The following is a 23,864-nucleotide window of genomic DNA, read 5'->3' as shown; positions in this document are numbered from 1 at the left end:
TGCCCGGGTGAGCGTCCCAGTACGCCTGTCGTGCCCGCTGATGTTGCCGAGACAGACGGTACGGGTCAGGTGCGCTGCGTCACGTCCGCCGGATCACTCAACAGCCCTGAGTATCCGTACCTACCTCCAACACCTTGCGAAGAACGCGCCCGCGCTTCTCCGCCACGGCCTAAAACGATCGCCGCTCGTCGGCAGGGCCCTGCCCGTAAGAGCTGGTCGGGCCGCCCTGCGGCGGCGCCCCATACGGTGGGCCCGGCTGCGGAAACTGACCAGATGCCGCGGACCCGTACCCGGCCGGGCCGGTCTGCCGTCGGCGCCGCGCGACCACCACTGCCGCCACCGCCCCGAGCAGGGCGACCACGCCCGCGCCGATCGCCACCCCGAGCGCCGTGCTCCCGTTGTCGTCCTTCGCTGCCGTGGCACCACCCTGGCCCTTACCCGCCGCCGTCGCAGAGGGCGACGGAGGGGCCGACGCCTTCACGGGGAAGTCAGGCAACGGATACCTGCCAGCCGGGCCCGGATCGCCCGGCCGGGTCAGGGCGACCCGCGGGCGCACGATGCCGTAACCGATGGCATCGGTCCGCTTGGCTCCGTCCACGGGCGCACCGATGGTGTTCAGCATGACGCGCAAGACCTGGTTGTTGGTCCAGGTCGGATGAGCCGCCCAGATCAGTGCGGCACTCGCGGAAGAAATCGCAGTCGCATCGCTGGTCCCGTGGTTGCGGCACAGGCCGGTCGTGGCGCCGCAGGCCGCGACCATGTCCTCGCCGGGAGCTGCCATGTCGACCTGCGAGCCGAACTCGGACTCAGCCGTCCTCTTGAGGTTCTTGCCCACCGCGGCAACACCCACGACGCCAGGTGTCGCGGCAGGGTACTCGACGGGATTGCCTTGTTCCGCCTCGTTACCGACGCCAGCGAAGACGAGCGATCCCTTGTCCAGGGCGTATTTCACCGCCTCGGTTAGCGCGTCCGAGTTCGCTGTGGATGCCTGCGAGATGCTGATGACCTTGGCCCCGGCGTCGGCAGCGTAGCGAATGGCCGCCGGAAAGGCTTTGTCTGCCAAGACCTTGTTGGCCTCTGCCTGGCTGAGACTCTCATCACGAGGTAGGCGCACCGGAAGAATCCGAGCCCCTGGTGCGAGGCCGTGAGCACCGTTGCCTCCTGCTCGCGCGCCGGTCCCCGCGATCAGACCGGCCATGCTGGTGCCGTGGCCCTCGTAGTCGGTGTGCTCGTCCCCGGGCTGGGTGGGCGCCATGTCCTTGCCTGGCAGCACACGGCCCTTGAGGTCAGGGTGGCCGGCGTTGACGCCTGTGTCGATGACCGCCACGGTGATGCCCTGACCCGTGCTGGTCTTCCACATCTGCTCGGCCTTCATGGCGTCGAGGAACCACTGTTGGTCACGGACCGAGTCGGCATGGGCAGGCACCGCTGCGGCGCCCGCCAGCAGCAGGCCCACGGTGGCGGAGAACACCGCGCGGTGGGCAGACGATCGGCGACGGCTGGTGAACATACGAGGTCGGTCCGCTTTCTGCGAGGGATCAGTCGACGGCAGGGGGGCACGACACGACGTCGGTCCGGGAGTCACGTCTCCTCGTCCTCAGTGACGAAGCCCGGACGCTCCCCCCTGCGTTCCTCCTGACGGCCCCGCGGCGAGGACGACGTCGGGGCCCCTCCGGTGCCCGTGCGCTCTTTGCCGCCACGCTGCGACGAGGCGGAGCCGCCCGCGATCCCGTCACGCGTCATCGCACTCCCCGGGACTGCCCGTTCACCGGCCGCCGTTCGGCACGCGAGCTGCGCGGACGGCGCACCCATGACGCCTCGGCTCGGCGCCGAGGTGCGCTGTCCCGTCGGAGTCTGCCCACGTCCTGTCCCAGTCTGTCCGACAGTCGACTCGGAAGCACCAGGTCGGCCAACGGCACGTGTTCTGGGCAGAGGCCGACCGCCAGTCTGTGCGCCGGGCACGGTCCGGCCGCTACCGGATGTGGTCGTGCCCTCTGTCTCACCACCCACGACGGTGCCGCGATACGGCGTCGCCCTACCCGTCTGCTGCTGCGAGGGGTGGCCGCCGTAAATCCCGTTGGAAGCGCCGGGGGTGCGCCCGTACGGCGTCGACGACGAGGGGCGCCCGTCTGCCACGGGGGACGTCCGGCCCTCGCTGAATCCGGGCGTGCCCGTAACCGGCCGCCCGGTTCCCGGTCCGAGGGGACGCCCAGTGCCCACGGCGCGCCCCTGGCCCGCATGGGTCGAAGGCACCGCAGGCAGCCGTGCGCCGGTTCCGATGCCTGTGCGTCCTACTGGTCTGGTCACAGGTGGCACTGGAACGGTGGGCGGCATGGGACTCGTGGAAACAGAGCCCTGCGTCGACGGGGTGCTGGTGATCGGTCCGGAGGGCAAGCGGTTCGTTTCCGGCAGCGTCGCAGTCGAGTCGATGCCCATGGAAGTGGGACGTTCGGTATCTACGGTCGGGCGCGCTGCCGCATCCGCATGCGCCGCTCGTTGCGGCGACGACTCACCATTCGACCGCCCTGAACTCGAAGCCGAGGCGTGCCCTGCCGGTGCTCCGACCGAGCCAGTGCTGCTCGTCGCTCCACCGATGCCCCCAGAGAAGCCGATCCCGTTGACGCGGTCCACGCTCGATCCCTTGCCAGGCACGATCGCGTCCGGCGGCGGCGGAATCGTCGGCGGTTTCATCGACGTCATCCGCTCCGCCGACTGCTGGTACGTCTGCCCCAGCTTGTTCATCTCGTCTGCCGCCTGCTGCCGCACGGCCTCCTTCTGCGCCGTCGCCTTGGCGAGCACGTCCGCCGAATCCGGGTCGTTCGTCGCGGACTTCGCCGCATCGATGTTGGCCTGCGCGCCACCGTCATCACGCGGGATCGAAGACTTCGTACGGGCAATCGCGTTCGCGGTGTGGGAAAGGAAGGTGCCGGAGTCGGCGCTGTAGTCGGCAATACGTAGGGTGGCGTTGGCCAGATCGCCGCCCCAGGCGCGGAATGCATCGGCGCCCTGGCCCTTCCACTCCACGTATTGCGGGCGGGTCTTCAGCTCCCCGGCGATCTTCTCGATCTCCTTCGCCGCCGCCAACAGCTTGTCGGCACCCGCCTGCACCACGGCCGGGTTGGCCTTGTCGAGCCAGGCCAACATCTCCTCGTGCGACATGTTCGCGAACGGGTCGTTGCCCATCAGATCCCTCCCGCGGTCTCGCCGCCCGACGCTTCCGGCGCCGGCTGCTGCGCGTCATGGCCTGCCTGGTCGCCCGAACCCTGCGACTTCGACAGGTCGGGGACGTACCTGCCGCCGAAGTTCTTCGTCGCCTCCGCCGAGATGGCGTGCAGCCGGTCGCGGACGTCAGCGTCGACGTTCTCGTAACCCTTGTGCGAGGCAAGCACCGCAAGGCCCATGCCCTCGATGGAGTCCGACAGCAGCTTCGAGAGCTTCTCGAGCTCGCCGATCACGAGCTCGTGCGCGGTACCCATCGTGTCGGCTGCGCCCCAGGCACCCTCGCCACCGCCAAAGTGTCCGCGGGCAGGTTGGTCGGTTCCGACCTGGTGTGCGCTGGCCGGCGACTCCTTCAAGTCCCGGATCAGCTCGTCTATATGCTTCTGGAACTTCGTGAACGACGAAAGCTCCGTCATCACGTCCGCGGCGGCACCAGCGGCGTCCCTGGCCGCCTCGAAGATGCCCGACACCCAAGAACTGTTGTCCCCCGTGGACACGCGCCCTCCCTCAAGGCATTCCGTGACACTGCTGCCAACTACCGTGACAGTAGTAGCGAACTCGCTCCAAAGCCTGAGTACGGGTACTCAGCGCCACGCCCGAGCAGAGAGATTGATGCCAGCGGTTCCACGGACTAGGCGCGCCGACCCGGAGGTGCCTCGGAGCAACAGCCGTAACTCCGTAGACGTAGAGCCGCCGGATCAGCAAAGCGAGCGCCCACCACCTTGAATGATCACGAACGCGGAGCCACCTTCGACAGGCCGTTGATGATCCGGTCCATCGCGTCGCCGCCCGTCGGGTCCGTGAGGTTGGCGAGCATCTTGAGCGTGAACTTCATGAGCATCGGGTGGGTGAGCCCGCGCTGGGCCGCGATCTTCATGACCTTCGGGTTGCCGATGAGCTTCACGAAGGCACGGCCGAGCGTGTAGTAGCCGCCGTAGGTGTCCTTGAGGACGCGCGGGTAGCGCTGGAGGGCGAGTTCGCGCTGGCCGGGGGTCGCCCGCGCGTGGGCCTGGACGATGACGTCCGCGGCGATCTGGCCGGACTCCATGGCGTAGGCGATGCCCTCGCCGTTGAACGGGTTGACCAGGCCGCCGGCGTCACCGACCAGCAGCAGCCCCTTGGTGTAGTGGGGCTGGCGGTTGAAGGCCATGGGGAGGGCGGCACCGCGGATCGGGCCGGTCATGTTCTCCGGGGTGTAGCCCCAGTCCTCCGGCATCGAGGCGCACCACGCCTTCAGCACCTCCCGCCAGTCCAGCTCCTTGAAGGAGTCGGAGGTGTTGAGGACACCGAGGCCGACGTTCGACGTGCCGTCGCCCATACCGAAGATCCAGCCGTAGCCCGGCAGCAGGCGGTCCTCGCCGGGGCCGCGCCGGTCCCACAGCTCCAGCCAGGACTCCAGGTAGTCGTCCTCGTGGCGCGGGCTGGTGAAGTACGTACGCACCGCGACGCCCATCGGGCGGTCCTCACGGCGGTGCAGGCCCATCGCGAGGGAGAGCCGGGTCGAGTTGCCGTCGGCCGCGACGACCAGCGGGGCGTGGAAGGTGACCTCGCGCTTCTCGTCACCCAGCTTGGCGTGCACGCCGGTGATGCGGCCGGTACGGTCGTCGGTGATCGGGGCGCCGACGTTGCAGCGCTCGTACAGCCGCGCGCCCGCCTTCTGTGCCTGCCGGGCCAGTTGCTCGTCGAAGTCGTCCCGCTTGCGGACGAGTCCGTAGTCGGGGAAGGAGGCGAGATCCGGCCAGTCCAGCTGGAGCCGGACACCACCGCCGATGATCCGGAGGCCCTTGTTCCGGAGCCAGCCGGCCTCCTCCGAGATGTCGATGCCCATCGAGACGAGCTGCTTGGTGGCGCGCGGAGTCAGTCCGTCACCGCAGACCTTCTCCCGCGGGAACGCGGTCTTCTCCAGCAGCAGGACATCCAGTCCGGCCTTCGCCAGGTAGTACGCGGTGGTGGAACCGGCTGGCCCGGCCCCGACGACGATGACATCGGCGGTGTTTTCGGAGAGGGGCTCGGTCACGGCGGGTTCTCCCCAAGGTTCGAAAAATACGTGCTGACGGGCACTGGACATGGGCAGTCTATGCAGCGGTACAGATCACCCGGCTGAAGGGCTGCCCCCGTGAACCGAGCTCTCCCCGCAGTACAGCTGCGCGTCCCCACCGACGAGGACGCCTTCGCCTGGCACCGGATCTTCGCGGACCCGGAAGTGATGGAGTTCCACGGGGGCAGGGCGGCCGAACTCTCGGTCTACGAGGAGCTGACCGCGCGGCAGCGCCGGCACGACGCGGAGCACGGTTTCTGCTTCTGGACGATGGTCGGTGCGGACGGCGAGGTGCTCGGCTTCACCGGCGCGCAGCCGTGGCCGCACGAGTGGGGCCCTAAGGGCGAGATCGAGATCGGCTGGCGGCTCGGCCGGGAGTACTGGGGCCGGGGGTACGTGACCGCGGCCGCGCAGATCACCATCGACCGGGTGCGCGCGGCCGGCGTATCGAGCGTGGTCGCCATGGTCAACGCACGCAACGAGCGTTCCATCGCGGTGACGAGGCGCCTCGGCATGGAACTCGCCGAGCGGTTCACCACCCCGGCGTCACAGCAGGAGGGCCACCGCTACCGGCTGGCCCTCGGCTGACCGGAACGGCCCCCGCGCCGGCCGGTCGCCGGCCCCGCACGGCTTCCACTACCGGCCGACTCCCGGCTGACCGGAACGGGCCCCGCGCCGGGCCGGTCGCAGGCCCCGCACGGCTTCCGGAAGGACCCCGGCGGGGCTTACCCTGCCGGTACCGCTGGGGGTGACGTCCGTGCGCCTGACACCCAAGACACCCGAAGTGCGTGTGCCGCAGCTCGTCGGTCTGATGGCCGTGGACGCGCGCGAGACGGCCGAGACGCGAGGTGTGCTGCTCGCGGCGCCCGACCGGCCCGACTTCCACCTCGCCGTCGTCGACTACGTCGTACGCCAGTACCCGCCGCCCGGAGCCGAGGTGCCGCGCGGCGCCGTGATCACCGTGTGGTTCGACTTCGGCGAGGGTGAGGGCGGCGGGGGCGCGGGGGTGCGCGAGCCGCGCCGGTCCGGGCCGCCGCCGGGCGGGATGGGCCGTGAACTCGACGCACCCGGCGACCCGTTCGAGGTTCTCAGGTGACCTTCGGGGAGCCCGGCCGAGTCCCGGCCGACCTTCCTGGAGCCCGGCCGGATCCCCCGTGACCTTCGGGGAGGTCAGCCGCGCTCCCCCCGTGACCTTCGGGGAGGTCAGCCGCGCTCCCACGTGACCTTCGGGGAGATCAGCCGCGCTCCCACGTGTCGAGAGCGACCCGGAACGTCTCCGCGAGGTTGCTCTCCCACAGCTCGTCCCGGCCGACGAGCATGATCGCGTACTCGGTGCCGCTCTCGGCGACGTACCCCTGGTCCTTCGCGTGGACGGTCCGGCCGGACTCGTCCGTGTACGTGTACTCCCACAGGGCCCCCGCGCGGCCCTGGAAGGTGTTCCGCTCCAGCCTGATCCGCCGGTAGTCGGTGTCCTTCTTCTTGGCGGTCTTCTCCAGGGTCACGAAGTTGTCGTACGAGGTGTAGCCCGCGTTGGCGATGACGCCGACCTGGAGATGCTCGAGGCCGGTCGATCCCGCGTACGTCACCTGCGTCCCGTACTTGACGCCCTCGCGCCCCCAGACGTCCGGGACGGCGACGGAGAAGCCCATCGGGTCGGTCAACCGGTGGTAGCCGTCGGGGAGTTGGCCGGCCGGAGCATGGTCCGAGGGCTGCTCGCTCGGCGTCGGGGTCGGCGTCGGGGTCGGAGTGGGCGCCTCGGACGGCGTGGGTGAGGCGCCGTTCTGCGAGGGTGTCGGTCCGGGCCGCGCGCCCGCCTTGCCTGAGGTGCCCTTCGACTGGTGGTCCTGCCAGACCAGCACTCCGGCCGCGGCACCGCCGCCGACCACGACGGCGAGCACCAGGGTGACCACCCAGACGACCGCGCGGCTGTGGGGCGCGGCACCGGCGGGAGCGACCGGCCCGGTCGGAGCGGCCGGCGGGAAGAAGGCAGGCGCCGCGACCGGCGTGCCATGACCGAGCTGCACCGTGTGGGGGTCGTATGCGACGGGGGCGGGCGCGGGCGGCGGGGGCGTCGCAACCGGCGGCCCAGGTGGCGCCGGGACACCGGGTGCCGGCGGGACCGCCGGTTGCGACACCGACGGAGCCGATGGAGCCGGAGGAACCGCAGGAGCCGCCGGAGCCGGCTGCGGCGGCCCGGGGACGTACCCCGCCGGAGCGCCCGGCATCGGCGGAGCCGACGGAACCGGCGGTGCGACCGCGCCTGTCCGCACCCCGGCCATCCGCAGCAGATACGGCGCCAGAAGGGCCGCGACGAAGACCCACAGCGCCCCGAACAGCAGCGCGTTCGTGACACTCACGCCGGCCGAGACCGTACCGGCGACGGCGTCCCCGGAGCCGGAGCCCGACCCGAAACCGGATCCCAGACCCGACCCGGACCCGTAGTCCGACCCGTAGTCGGACCCGTAGCCGGAGCCATAGTCCGACGTGCCGCCGGCCACCTGCATGCTGAATCCGCCGATCCCCGCCAGCAGCAGGAACAGACCGAAGAAGATCCCCGCCGCCAGCAACTGCTCACGCCGGTCGGCCGATCGGCGGGCGGCCAGGACACCCAGGGTCAGCGCGCAGACCAGGCCGAGGGCCAACGCGCCCACAACGGCCCAGGAGTTGACGGCGTCGCCGAGTTCGGGGAGCCCGAAGCCCCGGCTCTCGTACCCGCCGCCGAACGGCGAGTTGCCGCCCGCCGCCACCTCCACCGGCGCACCCCAGGACAGGCCGAGGGCGAGCAGCGCGAGGTTCGGCAGCACGAGCAGCGCGGCGAGCAGGGGAGACACGTCCGAGCCGTCGAGGTCGGACAGCTCGCCGAGGTCGTCCACCTGCGCGAGACAGACGAACGCGACCACCGAGCACAGGGCGAGGACGACGGCGAGGGCGCGCAGCGCGGTGCCCGTCGCCCGGACGCAGGTCCGTGCGCCCGGCCGCGCGGCGAGCCACTGGGCCAGGTCGTCACGGTGCAGTACGCCGCCGGCGACGGCGAGACCGAGCAGCAGGGCACCGAGCGCGGCGAGCCACGGTGACGAGGAGACCGTGACCAGGCCGGCGACGGTCGGCTGCGCGAACAGCCCGAGCACGAGCACGGCAGCGGTGACCAGCAGGACCACGCGTACGGCCGCTTCGAGCCCGGCACTCGCGGCTCGCGGAGCCCGCAGTGCCAGTCGGGTGCGCAGCATCCGTACGCCGATGAAGAGCGCGGCGATCCACAGCGCGGTGACGGTCAGCGGGATCAGCGACAGCTCTCCGCCGCCGCTGAGATCGGACGCGAACCCGCCGCCGCCTCCCCCGAATCCGGGACCGGACGCCTCCTTCACCTCCAAGCCGCCGCCGAACGCCTGCAACAGCAGGGCGAGGGCGATCCGCATCCGGTCGCCGAACCCGACGACCACGTCGTCGCCCTGCCCGTACGACGGGATCGCCAGCGCCACGGCCGAGATCAGCAGCAGTCCGACCGGCCAGAGCGCGGCCTGCACGGCACCGGCCCAGTCCCCCGTGAACGTACGGCCGACGAAGGCGCCGACGGCGGAGGGCCTGGCGGGCACGGGGGCGTAAGCGGGAGGCGGCGGGTTGACGGGCGGCGCCACCGGCAGAGCGGCCGACGGCTGCGGCGGCACCGACGGCACGCCGGACTTACCGAGCACGAGCGTCCCGGGGGCGGGAGTTTCAGACGCGGGGGTCTGAGGCGCGGGAGTCTCAGGCGCCGGGGTTCCGGAAGCAGGCTTCCCGAGCACGAGCGTCCCGGGCACCGGGGTCTCCGAGGCAGGCGCATCCGCCGCCGGGGTCCCCGGTTCCGGCTTCCCGAGCACGAGCGTCCCGGGCACCGGAGTCTCCGACACAGGCGCACCCGTCGCCGGGGTCTCCGGTTCCGGAGCTTCAGGCGCCGGAGTCTCCGAGGCCGGCGCGTCCGCCGTCGCCGGTACGCGCTCGCGGCCGCACCTCATGCAGAAGCGCGCCTCGTCGGGAACGGGTGCCCCGCAGTGCGGGCAGTACGACGCCATGGGAAAGCTCCGTCATTCCGTCATTCAGAGAACTCGAGCCGGACTCGTGCCGTGACCGGACGTAGTCAGGCGTCATCACACGTAATCAACGGACACGAGTTTCCCATTGACCGGTTCCCGTCAATGCACCCTCTTACGGGTGAAGGGGGACGCCCGGGGGAACGCGGGCGCGGCTCAGCCCTGTTTGAAGCCCCGGTGCAGCGCCACGACGCCACCCGTCAGGTTGCGCCACGCCACCTTCGACCAGCCCGCCTTGCGCAGCCGCTCGGCGAGGGCCGGCTGGTCGGGCCAGGCGCGGATGGACTCGGCGAGATAGACGTACGCGTCGGGGTTGGAGGACACCGCGCGGGCGACCGGGGGCAGGGCGCGCATCAGGTACTCGGTGTAGACCGTGCGGAAGGGCGCCCAGGTGGGGTGGGAGAACTCGCAGATCACCACGCGTCCGCCGGGCTTGGTCACCCGGTACAGCTCGCTCAGCGCGGTGTCCGTGTCCTGTACGTTGCGCAGCCCGAAGGAGATCGTCACCGCGTCGAAGGTGTCGTCCTTGAAGGGCAGCTTCGTGGCGTCGCCCGCGGTCAGCGGCAGCCAGGGGTGGTTCTTCTTGCCGACCCGGAGCATCCCGAGGGAGAAGTCGCAGGGCACGACGTACGCGCCCGTGCGGGCGAAGGGAAGAGAGGACGTGGCGGTCCCGGCGGCGAGGTCGAGGACCTTCTGCGCGGGCCGGGCGTCCACCGCCTTCGCGACCTCCTTGCGCCACACCCGGTCCTGGCCGAGCGACAGCAGGTCGTTCGTCAGGTCGTACCGTTCCGCCACGTCGTCGAACATCGAGGCGACTTCGTGCGGCTGCTTGTCCAGGGATGCGCGGGTCACGGGCCCATTGTGGCAGTACGGGCCCGGCGACTCTCCGGCGCCCGGCCCGTACGGCCCGTCCCGCGTGCCGCGTCCCGCTCAGGGCAGCAGCTTCGGCTTCCGCTTCGCGGCCACGTCCTCGACCCAGCCGAACAGCGGGATCGCGATCCAGATCAGCAGCCAGCCGATGCCGAACATGAACCACTGGCTCTCCAGCGGCAGGTACTTCTCGAACGCCGGCACGTTCCAGAACTGGTCGATCAGCGGCACGGCGAGGATCAGCGCGATCTCGTGCCAGAGATAGATCGTCACCGCCCGGCCGTTGAAGATCGTCACGGTCCGGTCGAGCCGCCGGAAGCGGGCGAGCCCGGCGAAGTCGACCTTGTAGTACGCCTTGAAGTACATCAGCAGGGTGACGAAACCGGCCGACCAGAAGGTCTGCGCGAGCGGGATGTCGTCCAGGTCGTAACCGCCGTACTCCGCCTGGTGCGTGAAGGCGTACCAGGCGCCGTACGCCAGCGCGGCCAGTGACAGCGGGACCACGGCGGCCGGCCGCAGCCGCTTCAGGACGCCCTCGCGGTGCGCGAAGCCGGCCAGCCAGCAGAACAGGAAGGTGGCGAGGTCGGTGAGGCCGCTGCCGAACCGGTTGTCCGGCGGCTGCCACGCGTACTGGAAGACCACGATCGGAACGAGGGAGAGCAGCAGCACCGGGAGGGGTGCCTTCCGGAACACCTTCAGGAGCACCGGCGACAGGAGGACGAACCAGAGGTACGTCCGCAGGTACCAGAGGATCTCCCAGGCCTGCATGCCCCACCGGTTGCCCGGCGGGTCCCCCAGCGGCAGCACCCAGAAGACGATCTGCCAGCCGGGCATCCAGTCGTGGATCAGCATCGCCAGCACGACGAAGAATCCCCAGAACCAGAAGGGGGGCAGCAGCCGGCGCACCCGGCTCCTGATCACCTTGAGCGCCGGGCGCTCCAGGGAGTTCGCCATCAGCGAGCCGGCGAGCGCGAACATCACGCCCATGGACGGGAAGACCAGCCCGGCCCAGGGCCAGCCGAAGGTGTGGTACGTCACCACGCGGACCAGCGCGATGGCGCGCAGCGCGTCGAAGTAGCGGTCGCGGGCGCCCGCTTTCCCCTGCGGCTTCGGCTCGGCCCCCGCAGTCGCCGTCGCTGTCGCCCCCGTCGCCGTCGCCGTTACAGTCGCACTCTCCGTCGTCGCCGTCGCCGTCTCCGTCGGAGGGGGAACGGGTGGCGAGGCCGGGACGGATTCCGTGCGGGGGGCGGCCGGGGTCTCGCCCGCCCCCTCGGGCACGTACTGCCAGGGCTGCTCGTACGGCGCGGGCTGCGCCGGCTGTGCGTACGGCTGGGGCTGCGCGTACCCCTGGGCGTACTGGGGATACGGCTGACCGTAGTACTGGGGCGCGGCCTGTTGCCCGTGCCCGTAGCCGTATCCCTCCGGCTCCTGCTGCTCCGGGCCCCAGCTCATCGGCCCGCTCCCGCCGGGGTGCCGACCTCGCCCGTGCGCTTGAGCTTCTGCCAGCGCAGGCGGCCGCCGGTCAGGGCCGTCACGCACGAGTGGATGAGGACCAGGTACATCATCTGCCGGTAGGCGAGCTGTTGCAGCGGCATCATCGCGAGGTAGCGGTACTTCTCCTTGTCGAGCCGGAACGCGTAGCCCGCGCACAGGAGTTGGATGCCCAGCACGGCGAGCCAGGCCAGCAGGGACGGCCAGAAGTCCACGAAGATCATCGAGTAGACGGTGAACACGTCGATGAGCGGGGCGAAGACCGGCGTGACGATCTGGAAGAGGACCACCAGCGGCATGCCGACCCGGCCGAACCGGCCCGAAGGCCCCTTGTCCGTCAGGGACTTGCGGTGCTTCCAGAGCGCCTGCATGGTGCCGTACGACCAGCGGTAACGCTGGGACCACAGCTGCTTGAGGGAACCCGGCGCCTCCGTCCAGGCCTTGGCATGCTCCTCGTAGACGACCCGCCAGCCCTCGCGGTGCAGCGCGATGGTGATGTCGGTGTCCTCGGCGAGCGTGTCCTCGCTCATGCCGCCGACCGCGAGCACCGCCTCCCGGCGGAACGCGCCGATCGCGCCCGGGATGGTGGGCATGCAGCGCAACAGGTCGTACATGCGCCGGTCGAGGTTGAAGCCCATCACGTACTCGATGTGCTGCCAGGCGCCGATCATGGTGTTGCGGTTGCCGACCTTGGCGTTGCCCGCGACCGCGCCGACCGCCGGGTCGGCGAAGGGCTGCACCAACTGCCGTACGGTGTCCGGCTCGAAGACCGTGTCACCGTCCATCATCACGACGATGTCGTACCGCGCGTTGCGCACACCGTTGTTGAGGGCGGCCGGCTTGCCCGCGTTCTCCTGGCGGATGACCCGGACGTTGGGCAGGCCCAGCGCCTCGGCGATCTCCTTCGTGCCGTCCGTGGAGCCGTCGTCGACGACGATGATCTCGATCGGATGGGTGCTCTGCGCCAGGGAGTTGAGGGTGTTGGCGATGCACTCCTTCTCGTTGTACGCGGGCACGATCACGCTGACCGGGCGGACCACCGCCGGACCCCAGTTGAAGCGGCGCTTGTTGCGCTGCCGGTAGTGGCGCCGGGCCAGGATCAGCATCATGCCGAACCGGCCCATCACCGCCACGCCCACGATGCCCAGGAAGTAGGCGAGCACCGGCACGGCGTACTCGGCCACCGCGACCGCCGCGATGAGGGCCTTGCCCTCGTAGAGGGTGGCGCCGGTGGCCTTGGAATGGGCGGCCTGCTCGGCGTGGGCCAGGGCGGCCGCGGCGGTGCCCTGCTTCAGCTGCTGACCGTCCAGCTCGCCACCGGCCGCCGGTGCGCCGCCCGGCCTGCCCGCCTGCCGGCCCGGGGCGGCCGAGGGGGCGGCGGTACCGGTCTGCCCAGCGGCACCGGTCGCACCGGTCGCACCGGTCGCACCGGTCGCACCGGTCGCACCGGTCTTACCAGCCGTGGCGGCGGCCTTGTCGGCGTCCTGCTTGGCGAGTTCGGCCGTGACCCCGCTGATCGTGGTGAAGGTGTAGCCCTTGTCCTTCATCTTCTTGATGTACTCGCCGAGCGCCTTGACCGTCTGCGACCGGTTGCCACCCGCGTCGTGCATCAGGACGATGGCGCCCTTGTTGTCCTTCGGCGTGGCCCACTCGACGATCTTCGAGACGCCCGGCGTCTTCCAGTCGTCGCTGTCGTCGTCGACGAAGACGCTGGTGTAGCCCAGGCCGCCGATCTCCTTGTAGACGGGCCAGCTGTAGTTGTCGACGGCGTTGATCTCCGAGGAGTAAGGGGCCCGGAACAGCGTGGTGTTGATCCCCGCCGCGCCCGCGAGCGCGAGCTGCGTCTGCTTGAGTTCGCGCTGGAGCCGCGAGGTGCTCTGGTAGGAGAGGTCGACGTGCGTGAAGGTGTGGATACCGGCCTCGTTGCCCTGGTCCACCAGGTCCTTCACGATGCCCGGGTTGCGGGAGATCATCGAGCCGACCATGAAGAAGGTGGCCTGGACGTCGTTCTCCTCCAGGACCTTGAGGATCTGGGGCGTCCAGGTCGGATTCGGACCGTCGTCGAAGGTCAGCGCGATGGTCTTGTCGGGCACCGACTGGGTCTTCTCGTCGCCGTTGTCGAACGACAGGATGGGCCCGCCGTCGAGGACCTTCTGCGGCACCTTGTCGTAGGCCGCGCCGTCGCGGACCCGCGCGTCGTTGCCGATCTCCGAGCGCAGATAGCCGTCGAGCAGCATCACGCTGCACAGCGCCATCAGGAGCAGCAGGGCCAGGATCACGCGCGGTTTCTGCAGGGCCGCGGCCCGGCCGGCCGCCCGCTCCATCCTGGTGGGGGCGCGTCGGCGCCCGCGCGAGGGCATGGTCGTAGTCATAAGAGTGCGGGTGCTCCCGTCAGTTGGCGTCCGCGGAGGCGGACACGGACGCGGACGGGACGGAGGTGGGTGTGGCCGCCGTGGTCGGCACGCCCGTCGGCGGGGCGCCGGTGAAGCCCGCGCGCGGGGTGCCGGTGCCGCCGTGCAGCCGGCCACCGGGCCCGCCGTTCTGGGCGGCCGGGCCGCGGTCGCCGAAGGGCAGCAGCGAGGACGGGGTGATCGGGGTGCCCCAGCCCATGAAGGTCATGCCGAGGACGACCGCGTACCCGAGGCAGAGGACGCCGACGAGGAGGCCGATCCGGCGCAGCAGTCGTGCCCTGCGTCCGGAGTTGTCAACGAACACGGGACCTTCCACGGACCCGTTGCCGCTCTTGCGGCGGCGGCCGTGCACAGGGGCACGGTTTTCGATGGCGGACTCGGATTGCATTCCCCGGACATTAGGACGCTTTCATGTGCCCTAAACTCGGTTTCTCTTGTGAGACGCCCATGAGAAATGCCTTCACCTGTCATTCCCCTGAGAGAATGCCTGCACCTCCGTACAACTCAGAGACGAACCATATGAGTTGCTATGCCCTTTTCAAGTGCCTGAATCACCCGATTCGCTCCCCCTTGCCATGTCCTTTCTGTGTCTCTCCTGTCTTCATGATTCATCGTCGGGTGTGGCACCTTTCCCCAGTGGAAACACGCTGCGTTTCCGTCTTGAGACAGAAATCACGAGAGCGGGTGCATGCACAATGAGGAGTTTCCTGAAGCCGGCCGCCGGGCTCGTCTGCCTGGTGGCGCTGGCCTGTGCGGGGTGCTCCTCGGGCGGTGACGGCACCTCCGCCGCGCGGTCCACGGGAACCCCGTCGTCCGCCCCGGACACCGCGGACGGGTCGCCGGGATCGGCCACCTCGTACGCCCCCTACGTCAGCGCCACCGCCGCCTCCGGCACCGACTCCTCCGGGTCCCCCTCGACGTACAACCTGGCCTTCGTGATCTCGGACGGCAGTGGCTGCACGCCGGAGTGGAACGGGACGGACGCCATCGGCGACTCGGCGGTGACCTCGCGGATCTCGGCCCTCACGGACTCCGGCGCGAGTGTGCGCGTCTCCTTCGGCGGGGCGTCCGGCAAGGAGCTCGCCTCGACCTGTGACACGGCGTCCGCGCTCGCCGCCGCCTACGCCAAGGCCCTTGACGCGGCCAGCTCGACCCAGGCGGACTTCGACATCGAGGGCGACGAACTGACGGACTCCGCCTCCGTCGCGCTGCGTTCCGAGGCGATCGCGCTGCTCCAGAAGGAACGCGGCGACCTGGAGGTCACCTACACCCTGCCGGTGATGCCCGACGGGCTCGACGCCGACAGCCTGGCGCTGCTGGAGTCCGCCAACGACCACGGGGTGAACGTCTCCACCGTCAACATCATGACCATGAACTACGGGAGTTCGTACACCGACGACATGGGTGACTACGCCGAGACCTCTGCCGAGGCCGCTCACGACCAGCTGGCGAAGGTCTTCGGTCTCTCGTCCGAGGGAGCCTGGCGGGGCCTCGCGCTGACCTCGATGATCGGCGACAACGACGTGGCCGCCGAGACCTTCACCCTCTCCGACGCCGCCCAACTCCGCACGTTCGCCGAGGAGAAGGAGGTCGCGTGGGTCTCCATGTGGTCGACCTTCCGCGACCGGCAGTGCTCGTCCGGGGACGCGTCCGCTGACGACGCGGCCACCGACTGCAGTGGTGTGACGCAGAGTTCGGGGGCGTTCGCCCAGGCCCTGTCGGGCTGACGCCGGACAGGTCCTAACGGCGCCGGTGCACCAGGCGCCCCGCGCACACCGTGGCCAGACACGCCCCGTCCGTGTCGAAGACCGCGAGGTCGGCCCGTCCGGCGTCGACGATCGCGCGGGGGTGCGCACGGGGAAGGACGGCGACGTCGTTACGGGCCGCGGCGGAACGGAGGTCCGCGGTGCCGGCGTACTCCGCGAGGACGGCGGTCGCGCCCGACTTCAGTACGGCGTGCACCCGTTCACGCGGGGACGGCGCCTCCGGCAGCGGTCCCTCGTGGACCAGCGCGGGGCCGAGGACTCCCGGCCACCGCCGCACGCGCGCGTCCGGGAACCGTCCGCGCAGTTCCTCGAACAGGCCGGAACCGGCGACGCGGTCGCCCTCGACGGCGACCGCGCCCTCCTTGACGGGCGCCGCGTCCCAGCTGAGCCGCAGCTCGTCCGCGGCATGAATCGTCAGCACGAGGACGTCAGTTGGAGGCCAGCAGCTTCAGCTCGGGGTGCGCGGTTCCGCCCGCGATGGCGGTGGAGGAGATGTGCGAGGCGACCCGCTCGTCGACCGGGTCGTTCGCCGGGTCGTCGTGGACCACGATGTGCTCGTACGTCGTCGCCCGCTGGGCCGGCACCCGGCCCGCCTTGCGGATCAGGTCGATGATCTCCATGCGGTTGGAGCGGTGCTTGGCACCGGCGGAGGAGACCACGTTCTCCTCCAGCATGATCGAGCCGAGGTCGTCCGCGCCGTAGTGCAGCGAGAGCTGGCCGACCTCCTTGCCGGTGGTCAGCCACGAGCCCTGGATGTGCGCGATGTTGTCCATGAAGAGACGGGCGATCGCGATCATCCGCAGGTACTCGAAGAGCGTGGCCTGCGTCTGGCCCTTGAGGTGGTTGTTCTCGGGCTGGTACGTGTACGGGATGAAGGCGCGGAAGCCGCCGGTCCGGTCCTGTACGTCACGGATCATCCGCAGGTGCTCGATGCGCTCGGCGTTGGTCTCGCCGGTACCCATGAGCATCGTGGAGGTCGACTCGACGCCCAGCCGGTGGGCGGTCTCCATGATCTCCAGCCAGCGCTCGCCGCTCTCCTTCAGCGGGGCGATCGCCTTGCGCGGTCGCGCGGGCAGCAGCTCGGCGCCCGCGCCGGCGAAGGAGTCGAGACCGGCGGTGTGAATCCGCTGGATCGCCTCCTCCACACTCACCTTGGAGATCCGGGCCATGTGCTCGACCTCGCTCGCGCCCAGCGAGTGGATGACGAGCTGCGGGTAGGCGGCCTTGATCGCGGCGAAGTGCTCCTCGTAGTACTCGACGCCGAAGTCCGGGTGGTGGCCGCCCTGGAACATGATCTGCGTACCGCCGAGCTCGACGGTCTCCGCGCACCGGCGCAGGATGTCGTCCAGGTCCCGGGTCCAGCCCTTGGCGGTGTCCTTGGGGGCCGCGTAGAACGCGCAGAACTTGCACGCCGTGACGCACACGTTCGTGTAGTTGATGTTCCGCTCGATGATGTACGTGGCGATGTGCTCGGTGCCCGCGTAACGCCGCTTGCGTACGGCGTCGGCGGCGGCGCCGAGCGCGTGCAGCGGGGCGTCGCGGTAGAGGTCGAGCGCCTCTTCGGGGGTGATCCGCCCACCCGCGGCGGCACGGTCGAGGACGGACTGAAGGTCGGTCTTCTCGGTCACCGGGAGCGTCCCTTTCGTAAGGGTTGTGGGCGTACCGAGCCAGCCTACGCCAGCCCTGCCGGGAGCCCGACGCCAGCCCGCGTACGGCCACCGTCACCCCTTCACGGCCCCCACCACCGCCCCGGTCAGGCCGCGTACGCCCCGATCAGCAGCCCGGCGAAGGCGCCCGCGATCAGGAACGGGCCGAACGGCATCGAGGTCTTCCGCCCCGCCCGCCGCGTCACGACCAGCCCCAGCCCGTACAGCCCGCCGAACAGGAACCCGGCGAAGGTGCCGAGCACCACGGCCCCCCACCCGTACCAGCCGAGCACGGCGCCCAGACCGACGGCGAGCTTCACGTCCCCGAACCCCATGCCGTTCGGATTGACCAGGAACAGCACGAAGTACGCGCCGCCGAGCGCGAGCGCCCCGAGCAGTGCGGTGAGCCAGTCCCCCGCGTGCTCGGGCGCCGCCGCGGCGAGGCCGAGGAGGACGAGCGCGGCGCCGGCCAGCGGCAGGGTGAGCACGTCGGGCAGCCGCTGCACGCGGAAGTCCACGACGGCCAGCAGCACACCGAGGGGTGCGAGCAGCAGCCACGCGCCGAGTTCGGGCCGGGTGCCGGTGGCCAGCGCGAGGGCGGCGCAGACGAGGGCGGTGGCGAGAGAGACGGCGGGGGTGCTGGGGCCGTACCGGGTGCCGTCCGCGCAGCGGGCCCGCCCCAGCCAGCCGCCCGCCGCACCGGCCAGTGCGTGCCCCTGCGGACAGCGGTCCCGCCAGGGCTCGTCCGGTTCGACGGCGAAGCGGTACGCGGCCCGTGGCACCAGCAGCCCGGCGGCCGCACCCCACAGGGCGGCCGCGGCGGTGAGCCATACGCCGAGATCCACGCCGTCCACGCGCCCGCCCCGGCCCGCTACTTGACCTTGGACATCCGCGCGGTCGGGTTGCCCGCCGCCGGGTTGTCCGTCTCGTAGGCGAGGTCGTCCCCGTCCGGGGTCAGCCGGACCTCGTGCTTGCCCGTGGTGCAGTGCGAGCCGTTGGTCTTCTTGGCCACGCTGGTGGCGACGAGCTGCTTGGCCGTGGCCTTCTTGAGGATCAGCGTGTCGTCGCAGATACCGCCGATCTGGTCGGTCTGCCGGAAGGTGCCGAACTGCGCGCCCACCCGCGCCTGATGGACGGTGACCCGGATCGTACCCGCGGCCAGGGCGCCGTCGAGGGCGAGGGCGTTCCCCTCCCAGGTGCCGAGGTAGGAGGCGGGAATGCCCCCGGGCTCGGATCCAGTCGCCGTCGCCGAGGGGCGGGCGGTCCCGGCCGAGTCACCGCTGTCCTGGGACCCGCCCCCGCCCGGCATCAGGTCGAACAGGAACACCGACCCCACTGTGACGGCGGCCAGCGCACCCGCGACCGCCAGCGCGACCGTGCAACTCAGCTTCCGGCCACGCCCGTTCGCCCCCGGTACGGAGGCCGCGGCCACGCTCATGGAGAGCTTCCCGGGCTGCCGGTCCGCGGGCTCGCCTTCCGCCTGCGCGGACTCCCGCGGCCGTACGGCGTCCTGCACCTGCACGGGACGGTGGTCCTGAGCCCGTACGAGACTCCCCGGCCCCGACGCCTGTGCCGGCAGCGACGAGGACACGGGCATCGCGGGCGCCGGCCCGAACACCCCCGACGGCGGACCGAACGGCCCGGCGGCCGCCACCCCCGAAGTCCCGCCCACCGACGGACTGCTGAAGTCCACCGGACCGGAAGGTGCCGGTTCCCCGGCCTCGAGGTTCAGCAGCTGTACGGCACTGCGGCTGACCTGCTCCACCAGCGCGCCGGGCAGCCAGCCCGCCGTGACCAGCCGGGCCGCGCCCTGCGGGGCCAGCAGCCGGGCCACCTCCTCCGGGGCCGGCCGGCCGGCCGGGTCCTTCGTCAGGCACCGGGAGACGACGTCCCGCAGCTCGCCCTCCAGGGCGCCGAGCAACGGCTCCTCGTGGACCACCTTGTAGAGGAGGGCGGCGGACGAGTCGCCGGGGAAGGGGGACGTGCCCGTCGCCGCGTACACCAGCACCGCGCCCAGGGAGAAGACGTCCGCCGCGCCGGCGACGCCTTTGCCGAGGATCTGCTCGGGCGACATGTAGCCGGGCGAGCCGACCGAGACGCCCGTCGAGGTCAGGGACGCGGTGCCGTCGGTGGCCCGGGCGATACCGAAGTCGATCAGCAGCGGGCCGTCGAGGGTCAGCAGGACGTTGGACGGCTTGACGTCGCGGTGGACCAGGCCCAGCGCGTGGACCGCGGCCAGCGCCTCGGCCAGGCCCGCGCCGAGGACCCGTACGGAGTGCTCGGGCAGCGCGCCGGCGTCCGCGACCGCGCCCGTGAGCGAGGGACCGGCCGCGTACCCGGTGGCGACCCAGGGCACCGGTGCCCCGGGGTCGGCGTCCAGGACCGGCGCCGTCCAGGCCCCGCCCACCCGGCGCGCGGCCTCCACCTCACGCCTGAAACGCGCGCGGAACTCCTCGTCGAGCGCGAAGTGCGGGTGCACCATCTTGACCGCGACCGTCCGGCCGCCCGCGCTGCGGCCCAGATACACCCGGCCCATGCCGCCGGAGCCGAGCCGGCCGAGCAGCCGGTAGGGCCCCACGACCGTGGGCTCGCCCGCTTCGAGCGGCTGCATGGCGCCACCCCTCCCCCGTACGCACTGGACTCCCAGCAGAGTAGTGCCGCACGGCCCCGGTGCCTCAGGGCTTCAGCAGCTCCACCCGCACGTCCGCCGGGAATCCGGTCGTCGGGCCGACGCGGCGCGCGAACTCGGTGACGGCCGCCAGCTGGGGGCCGCCGAAGCGGAAGTCGAGCGTCGTGAAGTACTGCTCCAGGACGGTCTCGTCGAAGACCTCCCAGCGTGCCGCCTGCTCGGCGACCTTGCCGACCTCGTCGAGCGACAGGTCGCGGGAGGCGAGGAACGCCTGGTGCACCTTGCGCGTGAGCGCCGGCTCGCGCTCCAGGTAGTCGCGCCGGGCCGCCCACACCGCGAAGACGAACGGCAGGCCCGTCCACTCCTTCCACAGTGTCCCGAGGTCGTGCACCTGGAGACCGAACTTCGGCCCCTCGTGCAGATTGGCGCGCAGCGCCGCGTCCCCGATGAGGACGGCGGCGTCGGCCTCCTGCATCATCAGGCTGAGGTCGGGCGGGCACGTGTAGTACGACGGCTGGACGCCGACCTTCTCGGCGAGCAGCAGCTGGGCCAGGCGCACGGAGGTGCGGGAGGTCGAGCCGAGGGCGACCCGGGCGCCGTCCAGCTGGTCCAGCGGGACCTGCGAGACGATCACGCAGGACATCACCGGGCCGTCGCAGCCGACCGCGATGTCGGGGAAGGCGACCAGCTCATCGGCGTGCTTGAGGAACTCGACGAGGGTGATGGGCCCGATGTCGAGATCGCCCCGCACCAGCTTCTCGCTGAGCTTCTCGGGGGTGTCCTTGGTGAGCTCGAAGTCGAGGAGCGTGCCGGTTCTCGCGAGCCCCCAGTACAGGGGCAGGCAGTTCAGGAACTGGATGTGGCCGACGCGCGGCCGGGTGCGGGAATTGTCCACATCGCGAGGCTAGCCCCCATGCGGTACGGTGCAGGCTTCGGGTCCCCGTGTGGTCTGAGAAACCATCCCGACCCCATGTGTCAACCCCTGTGACACCGCGACGTCAACCCATCGCAGAGGCGATTCAAACATCCGGGTGACGTGATCTTGCCCTCTATTGCTTTCGGCTGCCTGCATGCTAGGCTCGCCCGCAAGTTGCAGTTTGGTTTCCCTTGCAGTACAGAGCCTGCGGAGCATGTGACCGCGGGCTCTCGTCGTTTTCAGATGAATGCAGTTGTTTACACGCTGTTGTTTACACACTTGCAGGTTCTGGAGCAGGGCAACCCTTTGGGCCCAAGGAGGGCTTATGGCTACCGGAACCGTGAAGTGGTTCAACGCCGAAAAGGGCTTTGGCTTCATTGCCCAGGAAGGCGGAGGCCCGGACGTGTTCGTCCACTACTCCGCCATCAACGCGAGCGGCTTCCGCTCTCTCGAAGAGAACCAGTCGGTTTCCTTCGACGTCACGCAGGGCCCGAAGGGTCCTCAGGCGGAGAACGTCACCCCGCTCTAAGCCTTCGGCTCCATGAGCCCAATGCTTTGATCCGGACCTGATTGCAGTACCCAAGGAGCCCCGCGCCGGCCGGCGTGGGGCTCCTGCCTTTGCGGCGCGGTGGCCTAGGGGGTCTTCGCGTACAGGCCCTCGATGTCGTCGGCGAAGTCGCGGGCGATCGCCTCCCGCCGCAGCTTCATCGACGGCGTCAGGTGTCCCGCCTCCTCCGTGAAGTCCCGGGGCAGCACGGCGAACTTGCGGATGGACTCGGGGCGCGAGACGAGCCGGTTGGCCTCGTCGATCGCGCGCTGCAGGACCGTGCGCAGCTCGGGGTCGTCGAGGAGGAGTTCCGGCGGGACGCCGTGCTTGCCGTTCATCTGGCGCCAGTGGGTGATGCCCTCGGGGTCGAGGGTGATGAGGGCGGTGATGTACGGGCGGCGGTCGCCCAGGACCATGCACTGGGCGATCAGCGGGTGCGAGCGGAGCCAGTTCTCCAGCGGGGCGGGGGCCACGTTCTTGCCGCCGGCCGTGATCAGGATCTCCTTCTTGCGGCCGGTGATGGTGAGGTAGCCGTCGTCGTCGAGCTCGCCGATGTCGCCGGTCGCGAACCAGCCGTCCGGGGACGCGGGCACGACACCGCCCGCGGACGGGTCCCAGTAGCCGCGGAAGACCTGGTTGCCGCTCAGCAGCACCTCCCCGTCGCCGGCTATCCGCACCCGGGTGCCGGGCAGGGGCCAGCCCACCGTGCCCAGCCGGGGCCGGACGGGAGGCGTGACGGTGGCGGCCGCGGTCGACTCGGTCAGGCCGTACCCCTCGAAGATCTCGATGCCCGCGCCGGCGTAGAAGGCGGCGAGCCGGCGGCCGAGCGGGGAGCCGCCGCAGATCGCGTAACGGACCCGGCCGCCCAGGGCGTTGCGGATACGGCGGTAGACGAGCGGGTCGTAGAGGGCGCGGGCCGCGCGCAGGGAGCGGGAGGGGCCCGGCCCCGTGCCGTGCTGCCGGGCCTCCACTGCCTCGCCGTAGCGCCGCGCGATGCGGGCCGCGCGGTCGAAGGAGGAGCCGCGGCCCATTTTCTCGGCGGTCGCGCGGCCGGTGTTGAAGACCTTCTCCAGGACGTAGGGGATGGCGAGGAGGAAGGTCGGCCTGAAGCTGGCCAGGTCGGCGAGGAGATCGTCGGTCTGCAGACTCGGCGCGTGGCCCAGTTTCACCCTCGCCCGCAGACAGGCGACCGCGACCATCCTGCCGAAGACGTGTGAGAGGGGCAGGAAGAGCAGGGTCGAGGCGGCGTCCGACGTCTTCGCCTTGAAGATGGGGTAGAGGAGCTCGATCGCGTTGTCGACCTCGGCGAAGAAGTTGCCGTGGCTGAGCACGCAGCCCTTGGGACGGCCGGTGGTGCCCGAGGTGTAGATGACGGTGGCGAGAGTGTCGGGGCCCAGCATCCCGCGCCGGACGGCGACTTCCTGGTCGGGGACGTCCCGGCCCAGTTCGGCGAGCCGCTCCATGTGCCCCTTCTCGAAGACCCACATGTGCCGCAGATCGGGGAGCCGGTCGCGCTCGGGGCCGGTCGTGGCCGCCTGGGCCACGGACTCCACGGCGAGCGCGACGGCTCCGGAGTCCTGGAGGATCGAGCGGACCTGGTAGGCGGAGGACGTGGGGTAGACGGGGACGGTGACCAGTCCCGCCGCCCAGGCGGCGAAGTCGAGGAGCGTCCACTCGTACGTCGTACGCGCCATGATCGCGATGCGGTCGCCCGGGGCGAGGCCCTCGGCGATCAGCCCCTTCGCGACGCCCAGCACCTCGGCGGCGAACTCGGCGGCGCTGACGTCCGTCCAGCCGCCCTCCTGGTCCTTGCGGCTCAGGACGGGGGCGCCGGGGTCCGCGGCCGCGTTGTCGAACGGGATGTCCGCGAGCGAACCATGGGTGACGGGGGCGACGAGCAGGGGCAGGGAGGCCTCGCGCACGACGCCGCCCAGCCGCTTGACCTCGGGTTCCGGGAGGAGTGAGGCGGGAGCGTAGAGGTCGGACACGGGGCGGCTCCTTGACTGCGGGGACCCGGGGCGGGGGGCGCGAATCCTGATACGGCCCCGGAGGGTGGGGAGTTCATACGCAGGCGGGGCGGGCTGCGGCAACCAGGTCCAGAACGGGGATCGTACGGCGCCCGCGTGTGGGGTTTGTGGGGCTCGGGGGCGGGTGACGTGCGGGTTACCGCCGGTATGGGTGGGTGTGTTTTCGCCCCCACCGCCCCTACCGCCCTACCCGTCCCGCACCCGGGCCCCGTACGGCGCTTCCGCGCTCGGCCTCGG

At 70.8% G+C, this 23,864-nt stretch carries 19 protein-coding genes and 1 pseudogene; 4 read left to right on the top strand and 16 right to left on the bottom strand.

What is annotated here, in order from left to right:
• Nucleotides 1-169: 169 nt before the first annotated feature.
• The 4 genes from mycP to ACFVYF_RS31580 form a co-directional block, all read right to left on the bottom strand.
• Nucleotides 170-1,510, bottom strand: a complete 1,341-nt coding sequence (mycP, locus tag ACFVYF_RS31595; RefSeq protein WP_389460878.1) for a type VII secretion-associated serine protease mycosin — start codon at nt 1,508-1,510, stop codon at nt 170-172.
• A gap of 71 nt (nt 1,511-1,581) precedes the next feature.
• Complete coding sequence (locus tag ACFVYF_RS31590) at nt 1,582-3,183, bottom strand: hypothetical protein (protein WP_389460876.1); 1,602 nt, start codon at nt 3,181-3,183, stop codon at nt 1,582-1,584.
• Nucleotides 3,183-3,689: a hypothetical protein gene (locus ACFVYF_RS31585; protein ID WP_389460875.1), complete on the bottom strand. Its 507-nt coding sequence runs from the start codon at nt 3,687-3,689 to the stop codon at nt 3,183-3,185. The genes ACFVYF_RS31590 and ACFVYF_RS31585 overlap by 1 nt, the downstream gene beginning before the upstream one ends.
• Before the next feature lie 260 nt (nt 3,690-3,949).
• Nucleotides 3,950-5,287 (bottom strand): geranylgeranyl reductase family protein, encoded by a 1,338-nt coding sequence (locus tag ACFVYF_RS31580; RefSeq protein WP_389460873.1) that lies wholly within the window; start codon nt 5,285-5,287, stop codon nt 3,950-3,952.
• Nucleotides 5,288-5,335: 48 nt separating this feature from the next.
• Between ACFVYF_RS31580 and ACFVYF_RS31575 the strand changes: the two genes are divergently transcribed.
• Both ACFVYF_RS31575 and ACFVYF_RS31570 read left to right on the top strand, forming a co-directional pair.
• A complete protein-coding gene (locus tag ACFVYF_RS31575) occupies nt 5,336-5,845 on the top strand; it encodes a GNAT family N-acetyltransferase (RefSeq protein ID WP_389460871.1) in 510 nt (169 codons plus the stop codon).
• A gap of 169 nt (nt 5,846-6,014) precedes the next feature.
• A complete protein-coding gene (locus ACFVYF_RS31570) occupies nt 6,015-6,353 on the top strand; it encodes a PASTA domain-containing protein (protein ID WP_389460869.1) in 339 nt (112 codons plus the stop codon).
• Nucleotides 6,354-6,492: 139 nt separating this feature from the next.
• On the opposite strand, the gene ACFVYF_RS31565 is transcribed toward ACFVYF_RS31570, so the two are convergent.
• From ACFVYF_RS31565 to ACFVYF_RS31540, 6 genes and pseudogenes are all read right to left on the bottom strand, one after another.
• On the bottom strand, nt 6,493-8,949 hold the full coding sequence (locus ACFVYF_RS31565; RefSeq protein ID WP_389460968.1) for a DUF6350 family protein: 2,457 nt from the start codon (nt 8,947-8,949) through the stop codon (nt 6,493-6,495).
• 288 nt (nt 8,950-9,237) lie between these two features.
• Nucleotides 9,238-9,306 (bottom strand): annotated as a pseudogene (locus ACFVYF_RS31560) (zinc-ribbon domain-containing protein); the annotation flags it as partial.
• 174 nt (nt 9,307-9,480) lie between these two features.
• Nucleotides 9,481-10,176 (bottom strand): demethylmenaquinone methyltransferase, encoded by a 696-nt coding sequence (locus ACFVYF_RS31555; RefSeq protein ID WP_389460867.1) that lies wholly within the window; start codon nt 10,174-10,176, stop codon nt 9,481-9,483.
• A 78-nt stretch (nt 10,177-10,254) separates the two neighbouring features.
• On the bottom strand, nt 10,255-11,646 hold the full coding sequence (locus ACFVYF_RS31550; protein ID WP_389460865.1) for an acyltransferase family protein: 1,392 nt from the start codon (nt 11,644-11,646) through the stop codon (nt 10,255-10,257).
• Complete coding sequence (locus ACFVYF_RS31545) at nt 11,643-14,057, bottom strand: bifunctional polysaccharide deacetylase/glycosyltransferase family 2 protein (protein ID WP_389460863.1); 2,415 nt, start codon at nt 14,055-14,057, stop codon at nt 11,643-11,645. The genes ACFVYF_RS31550 and ACFVYF_RS31545 overlap by 4 nt, the downstream gene beginning before the upstream one ends.
• Nucleotides 14,058-14,076: 19 nt before the next feature.
• Nucleotides 14,077-14,400 carry a hypothetical protein gene (locus ACFVYF_RS31540; protein WP_389460861.1) on the bottom strand — a complete coding sequence of 108 codons (324 nt, stop codon included), beginning with the start codon at nt 14,398-14,400 and terminating at the stop codon, nt 14,077-14,079.
• Between the two features lie 391 nt (nt 14,401-14,791).
• Here ACFVYF_RS31540 and ACFVYF_RS31535 point away from each other — a divergent pair, with 391 nt between their 5' ends.
• A complete protein-coding gene (locus tag ACFVYF_RS31535) occupies nt 14,792-15,823 on the top strand; it encodes a chitinase (RefSeq protein WP_389460859.1) in 1,032 nt (343 codons plus the stop codon).
• A gap of 13 nt (nt 15,824-15,836) precedes the next feature.
• On the opposite strand, the gene ACFVYF_RS31530 is transcribed toward ACFVYF_RS31535, so the two are convergent.
• From ACFVYF_RS31530 to ACFVYF_RS31510, 5 genes are all read right to left on the bottom strand, one after another.
• Nucleotides 15,837-16,283 (bottom strand): hypothetical protein, encoded by a 447-nt coding sequence (locus tag ACFVYF_RS31530; protein ID WP_389460857.1) that lies wholly within the window; start codon nt 16,281-16,283, stop codon nt 15,837-15,839.
• A gap of 7 nt (nt 16,284-16,290) precedes the next feature.
• Entirely contained in the window at nt 16,291-17,490 is a 1,200-nt protein-coding gene (gene mqnC / locus ACFVYF_RS31525; RefSeq protein WP_389460855.1) for a cyclic dehypoxanthinyl futalosine synthase, read from the bottom strand.
• Nucleotides 17,491-17,615: 125 nt separating this feature from the next.
• Complete coding sequence (locus ACFVYF_RS31520) at nt 17,616-18,353, bottom strand: prepilin peptidase (RefSeq protein ID WP_389460958.1); 738 nt, start codon at nt 18,351-18,353, stop codon at nt 17,616-17,618.
• Between the two features lie 26 nt (nt 18,354-18,379).
• Complete coding sequence (locus ACFVYF_RS31515; RefSeq protein WP_389460854.1) at nt 18,380-20,119, bottom strand: serine/threonine protein kinase; 1,740 nt, start codon at nt 20,117-20,119, stop codon at nt 18,380-18,382.
• 64 nt (nt 20,120-20,183) lie between these two features.
• Complete coding sequence (locus ACFVYF_RS31510; RefSeq protein WP_389460853.1) at nt 20,184-21,032, bottom strand: menaquinone biosynthetic enzyme MqnA/MqnD family protein; 849 nt, start codon at nt 21,030-21,032, stop codon at nt 20,184-20,186.
• 346 nt (nt 21,033-21,378) lie between these two features.
• On the opposite strand from ACFVYF_RS31510, the gene ACFVYF_RS31505 reads away from it, so the two are divergent.
• Nucleotides 21,379-21,582, top strand: a complete 204-nt coding sequence (locus ACFVYF_RS31505) for a cold-shock protein (protein ID WP_010986243.1) — start codon at nt 21,379-21,381, stop codon at nt 21,580-21,582.
• A 104-nt stretch (nt 21,583-21,686) separates the two neighbouring features.
• Here the strand turns inward: ACFVYF_RS31505 and ACFVYF_RS31500 are convergent, their stop codons facing one another.
• Nucleotides 21,687-23,588, bottom strand: coding sequence for an AMP-dependent synthetase/ligase (locus ACFVYF_RS31500; protein WP_389460851.1), 1,902 nt, complete (start codon nt 23,586-23,588; stop codon nt 21,687-21,689).
• Nucleotides 23,589-23,864 lie beyond the last annotated feature (276 nt).

Origin of the sequence: Streptomyces sp. NPDC058274 (genome assembly GCF_042881375.1) — a bacterium.
In the GTDB taxonomy this organism is placed as follows: domain Bacteria; phylum Actinomycetota; class Actinomycetes; order Streptomycetales; family Streptomycetaceae; genus Streptomyces.
This window is presented reverse-complemented; position numbering and strand designations above follow the sequence as displayed.